The sequence below is a fragment of the Mesorhizobium sp. M7A.F.Ca.CA.004.04.2.1 genome, assembly GCF_004022825.1.
In the GTDB taxonomy this organism is placed as follows: Bacteria; Pseudomonadota; Alphaproteobacteria; order Rhizobiales; family Rhizobiaceae; genus Mesorhizobium.
Genome location: NZ_RZPH01000494.1, coordinates 1 through 4283 on the forward strand (window position 1 = coordinate 1; position 4283 = coordinate 4283).

Here is a 4283-nt window from a genome sequence, read left to right on the forward strand (position 1 = left end):
GTTCAGGCAGCGTTTGCGGTCAGGGCTTGCGACTAACGGCCTTCACCTCTCAACGCTGCAATGGCTTGTTCTCGTTGTGTGGCTGCGTCCGCGTCCATAGCGCCAAAACGCAGGGCACAGCGGAATTTTTCCCCGGGTGCGACGCGAACCAGGCGGCCTCTTTCCTTGGCCGCAAGATAGCCGTCTGGTTCGGCGGTGGCCGGCAGCACGAGGCCAAGCGCGTCCTGGTCGGCGCCGCGTGTGATCCAGCGGACGGCATAATTGAGCTCGTCGGGGCGAAAGCTGACGAAATCCGCAGTACGGTCCGGATGGACCTGCAAGGCGTGCGCCCAGCCCTGGGGGTCCGCCTTAGCCCTCATCGTCAGCACGAGTTCTGGGTCGATCGGCTCGCCCTTGGTCAGCAGGCGATGCCGCGAAGGATTGGCGACAACGGCATCGCGGTAGGCAAGGTAGCTTTCGCTCGGCGTGAAAAAGGGCGGCAGCGTCTGGCGCACGACAATGTCCGCGGAATCATCCGCTACGGTGTCGACCAGGCGCCCGCCATCGGCCGGTTTGAAATTGATGTGCGCCAGGTACATCAACTCCATGGCCGAGCGTTTCAGGTTCTCGATCACGATGTCGACGGCGAGGCTGCTGGCGTCGAGTTGCAGCCGTACGGTGGGCTCCATCACATATGGCTGAAAGCGACGGTCTGTCGACAGCGCCCCGTCAGCGCCATGAAAGGCCCTTCGGAATTGCTGCCGGCGATCAGTTGCACATCCTGATAGGGCGCATTGGGCAGGTCGCCGTGAAGCGGGTGGCGGTCATCCGGCCCCGGATTTCCCATTGCGGTGGCGCCGCAGTGGATGAAGAACGCGCCGTAGTTGGAAAGATAGTCGCGGGTCGCGACCGGCTCATCGAACATCGAGCGCATGGTCCGGGAGCGGCCGAGGAAGGTCGCGTCCCAAATCTGCTGTCCTTGGAACGGCAGCATGACGATTTCGCCCTTCGCGTTGCTGATCCGAAGCCCGGCAACGCCGGATCGGTAGCGAAAGGCGGTGGCGACAAGCCCGCGATAACGCGCGACGATGGTTTCCGACGCGCCGAACTGCTCGGGCACGAGGTCGACGAAGACGTGATCGGAGTAGTCCAGATGCATTGTTTCGACCTTATCCACCGCAAGCGTGCGTGCCGATAGTCGCAGGAAACATCTGGAAATCAACGGCAGCACGTCTCACAGCTTCTGCCAGGACGGCTGGTGGCAGAGTCTCTTCGCGCCCTCCTGGGAGAGCGCTCGAAACTGCAAGCTTGCCAGGCAATATCCCGCGATTGCCTATCCGCGAGCCGGCGGCAGCTCGAACAAAGTGGCGCCGTTCTCCCGGCCGCGCTCGACATAGCCGATAACGCCGAACCATCTTGCGACATCCGGCCCCTGGAGCCAACTGCGCGAGTGGATGGCGAGGTTGCCGGCGAGCGCCTGGATGTGCCTGATATGCCGCTTGCAGAAGCGAACGGTCGCGGCGCGGAAGAAGTCCTCCCGTGCGGCGAACAGCGTGTCGGCGGCGTCGCTGTTCTCGTGCCAGGCGATGATCGCCACGGCCTTGTCGCCCTCGACAAGCGCGTGCGCGCGGCCCTCCTTCAAATTCATCATCAGATTGTCGTAGGCGATCTTGCTGTCCTTGCCGGCCGCCACGTATTCGTCCGACATCCGCTTGGACAGACCGCGAAAGACATCCTCCAGATCCCCAAGCGTCGCTGCGCGTGCTCTCATTTCACCTCCTGCAGCCCCGGCAGGCAGTTTGCCCTAGGGTTGAGGGGTGGCCAAGCAAATTAAATCCGTCTGCGGGCTAATGTGCGCAAAGTGATTCCACTTGGCGATGCAGGCGGCGACGCGATGGGGTGTGTCCAAAACGGACCGGGGAGTAGTGGTGCCCAGAGGCGGATTCGAACCACCGACACGCGGATTTTCAGTCCGCTGCTCTACCAACTGAGCTATCTGGGCCTGTTCCGGCAAACGAAAACTCGTTGGCCGGAATTCATCGAGGCGCCGTGGGGCGCCCCTTGAAAGCGCGTGGGTTATAGCACGGGAATTCGGCCTGTCCAGCGCCTAGTGGGCGATTTCAGGCAGGAAAAGCGACGCCGTGCGGTGCCCCGGTTTCCATGCCGCTTGCGGGCGGGAATCGGGCACGGCATGGCACGATGCGGCCTTCGCCATCCCTGTCCGTGCCGCTATTGCCGGCTGACATGCCGTGGCACTGCCTTTAGCCGACGATCGAGGCGCACAATGCTTCGCGGCTCAGACCCGCATTGGTCGCCGCCACCTATCTGGCGCCGGTCACGCCTCTACGAAAATCGGAGGGCGACATGCCGGCGAGCTTGCGGAACGACTTGTTGAAGGCGCTGAGCGAGCCGAAGCCCGAATCCATGGCGACGCGCAGCACATTGGCGTCCTGATGCATCACCTGCGCCGCGCTCGCGCTTGCCCTGGGCTCAGCCCCGGCCTTCGCGCAATCCGGCGAAATCACCATCTGGAGCCGGAATGTCGCGGCTTCATCGCTGAAGGCGACGATTGCCGGTTTCAACAAGCAATTTCCCGACGTCAAGGTCACGGTCCAGGATCTCGGCAACCAGCCGACTTACGACAAGTCGATCGCCGGCTGCGCCGCCGGCCCGCACACATCAGCCGAGCTCGATCACGACCAGATCTGGTCACTGGGCGCCCGGCTCATTTCGAATCGTCGGGGTCCGTTTCTTCCTCGTCGTCGCGAGCCTTGATGACGTAAGCGCCCTTCAGCCAGCGATTGAGGTCGATGTCCTTGCAGCGCGTCGAGCAGAACGGGAAGGTGTCGCGCGCCGAGGGCTTGCCGCATTCGGGGCAGGGGCGCTTCGGGCGCAAGGGCGTGACTTTGGGATCGGAATTCACAGCCGGGGTCCCGCCAGCCAGCCGCCATGCACCTTGAAGCCTTCGCCGCTCAACAGCGCGACGGTCTCATAGAGCGGCAGCCCGACGACATTGGTGTAGGAGCCGACCAGCTTGACGACGAAGGCGCCGGCGAGGCCCTGGACCGCGTAACCACCCGCTTTGCCGCGCCATTCGCCCGAGGCGACATAGGCGTCAATCTCTTCGCGCGGCAGCCGCTTGAAACGCACCCGCGTCTCGACCAGCCGTTGGCGCAGCTTGCCACCCGGGGTGATCAGGCAGATGCCGGAATAGACCCGGTGCGAACGGCCCGACAACAGCCCGAGGCAGTTGGCAGCGTCGTCGAGGGTTTCCGCCTTGGGCAGGATGCGCCGTCCGACGGCAACCACCGTGTCGGCGGCCAGCACGAAACCTGGCGCGTAGTCGGCTTCGGTCTGCAGCGAGGCGAACGCCTTCTCGGCCTTTTCCCTCGACAGCCGCTTGGCCAGCGAGCGCGGATGCTCGGCACGCAACGGCGTTTCGTCGACATCGGCCGGCAGCACGCGGTCCGGCTCGATGCCGGCCTGCTGCAAGAGCTCGATCCGGCGCGGCGAACCCGAGGCAAGCACCAGCTTCTGCAAAATGCTCATCGCGGACCAGTCGGGCTTTGCTTACTTGAAACGATAGGTGATGCGGCCCTTGGTCAGGTCGTATGGCGTCATCTCGACCAGAACCTTGTCGCCGGTCAGCACGCGGATGCGGTTCTTGCGCATGCGGCCGGCCGTATGGGCGATGATTTCGTGTTCGTTTTCGAGCTTTACCCGGAACATCGCGTTCGGCAACAATTCCGTCACGACACCCGGAAACTCGAGGACTTCTTCCTTCGGCATTCGATACCTTTGCTTGGATGGTAGTTCCAGCACCCTGGCCGGAATTTCGGCGGAACCTATATGATAATCGTCCGCTTGTGAACACGCTTAATCCGTCGCGTTTTTTGCTCCTGGAAGCAGAAAACGTCGGCCTATGCGCACCTTCAGCCGCTCGCGCACGTCGCGATAACTAGCCATGATCTGTTCGCGGGTGCCGCTGGCGTCGGTCGGGTCCGGCGTCGGCCAGTATTCGACCTCGACAGCGAGCGAGCGGGTGAGTTCAAGTGCGGCGTGGTGCGCTTCCGGCGCCAGCGTGACGATGAGGTCGAAATAGTCGTCCTCGAGATCGTCCATCGTCCTTGGGTGACGCCCGCCCAGCGTGAGACCGTCTTCGGCAAGCACCGCATCGACGAATGGATCGCGCTCGCCGGCGCGAACGCCTGCCGAAGCGACAAAGACGGTGGCGGGCAGCATGCGGCGCGCCAGTTGCTCCGCCATGGGCGAGCGCACGGCATTCATGCCGCACAGGAACAGGA

General features: G+C 63.5%; 7 protein-coding genes, 1 tRNA gene and 2 pseudogenes. 1 reads left to right on the forward strand and 9 read right to left on the reverse strand.

Features of this window, described 5'->3' with window-relative positions:
• Nucleotides 1-32 precede the first annotated feature (32 nt).
• The 5 genes and pseudogenes from EN893_RS20865 to EN893_RS20885 all read right to left on the reverse strand — a co-directional run.
• Nucleotides 33-668, reverse strand: a complete 636-nt coding sequence (locus EN893_RS20865; protein ID WP_127269087.1) for a hypothetical protein — start codon at nucleotides 666-668, stop codon at nucleotides 33-35.
• Complete coding sequence (locus EN893_RS20870; protein ID WP_127269086.1) at nucleotides 668-1138, reverse strand: hypothetical protein; 471 nt, start codon at nucleotides 1136-1138, stop codon at nucleotides 668-670. Before EN893_RS20870 ends, EN893_RS20865 begins: the two co-directional genes overlap by 1 nt.
• Nucleotides 1139-1312: 174 nt before the next feature.
• Nucleotides 1313-1750, reverse strand: coding sequence for a hypothetical protein (locus EN893_RS20875; RefSeq protein ID WP_023813918.1), 438 nt, complete (start codon nucleotides 1748-1750; stop codon nucleotides 1313-1315).
• 155 nt (nucleotides 1751-1905) lie between these two features.
• Nucleotides 1906-1981, reverse strand: a tRNA-Phe gene (locus tag EN893_RS20880).
• Between the two features lie 319 nt (nucleotides 1982-2300).
• Nucleotides 2301-2465: pseudogene (locus EN893_RS20885) on the reverse strand (helix-turn-helix domain-containing protein); the annotation flags it as partial.
• On the opposite strand from EN893_RS20885, the pseudogene EN893_RS39380 reads away from it, so the two are divergent.
• Nucleotides 2437-2649, forward strand: a pseudogene (locus EN893_RS39380) (ABC transporter substrate-binding protein); the annotation flags it as partial. The pseudogenes EN893_RS20885 and EN893_RS39380 overlap by 29 nt on opposite strands.
• Before the next feature lie 55 nt (nucleotides 2650-2704).
• On the opposite strand, the gene yacG reads toward EN893_RS39380, so the two are convergent.
• The 4 genes from yacG to EN893_RS20910 form a co-directional block, all read right to left on the reverse strand.
• Nucleotides 2705-2902, reverse strand: coding sequence for a DNA gyrase inhibitor YacG (gene yacG / locus EN893_RS20895; RefSeq protein ID WP_127269085.1), 198 nt, complete (start codon nucleotides 2900-2902; stop codon nucleotides 2705-2707).
• Nucleotides 2899-3528 (reverse strand): Maf-like protein, encoded by a 630-nt coding sequence (locus EN893_RS20900; protein ID WP_127269084.1) that lies wholly within the window; start codon nucleotides 3526-3528, stop codon nucleotides 2899-2901. Before EN893_RS20900 ends, yacG begins: the two co-directional genes overlap by 4 nt.
• 21 nt (nucleotides 3529-3549) lie before the next feature.
• Nucleotides 3550-3768, reverse strand: a complete 219-nt coding sequence (gene infA / locus EN893_RS20905; protein WP_006200926.1) for a translation initiation factor IF-1 — start codon at nucleotides 3766-3768, stop codon at nucleotides 3550-3552.
• An 87-nt stretch (nucleotides 3769-3855) separates the two neighbouring features.
• Nucleotides 3856-4266 (reverse strand): low molecular weight phosphatase family protein, encoded by a 411-nt coding sequence (locus tag EN893_RS20910; protein ID WP_128361747.1) that lies wholly within the window; start codon nucleotides 4264-4266, stop codon nucleotides 3856-3858.
• Between the last annotated feature and the right edge of the window lie 17 nt (nucleotides 4267-4283).

Coding starts and splice junctions, on each gene's coding strand:
- EN893_RS20910 (WP_128361747.1), bottom strand. CDS start 4,266: ATGAATGCCGTGCGCTCGCCCATGGCGGAGCAACTGGCGCGCCGCATG.
- EN893_RS20865 (WP_127269087.1), bottom strand. CDS start 668: ATGGAGCCCACCGTACGGCTGCAACTCGACGCCAGCAGCCTCGCCGTC.
- EN893_RS20870 (WP_127269086.1), bottom strand. CDS start 1,138: ATGCATCTGGACTACTCCGATCACGTCTTCGTCGACCTCGTGCCCGAG.
- EN893_RS20900 (WP_127269084.1), bottom strand. CDS start 3,528: ATGAGCATTTTGCAGAAGCTGGTGCTTGCCTCGGGTTCGCCGCGCCGG.
- infA (WP_006200926.1), bottom strand. CDS start 3,768: ATGCCGAAGGAAGAAGTCCTCGAGTTTCCGGGTGTCGTGACGGAATTG.
- EN893_RS20875 (WP_023813918.1), bottom strand. CDS start 1,750: ATGAGAGCACGCGCAGCGACGCTTGGGGATCTGGAGGATGTCTTTCGC.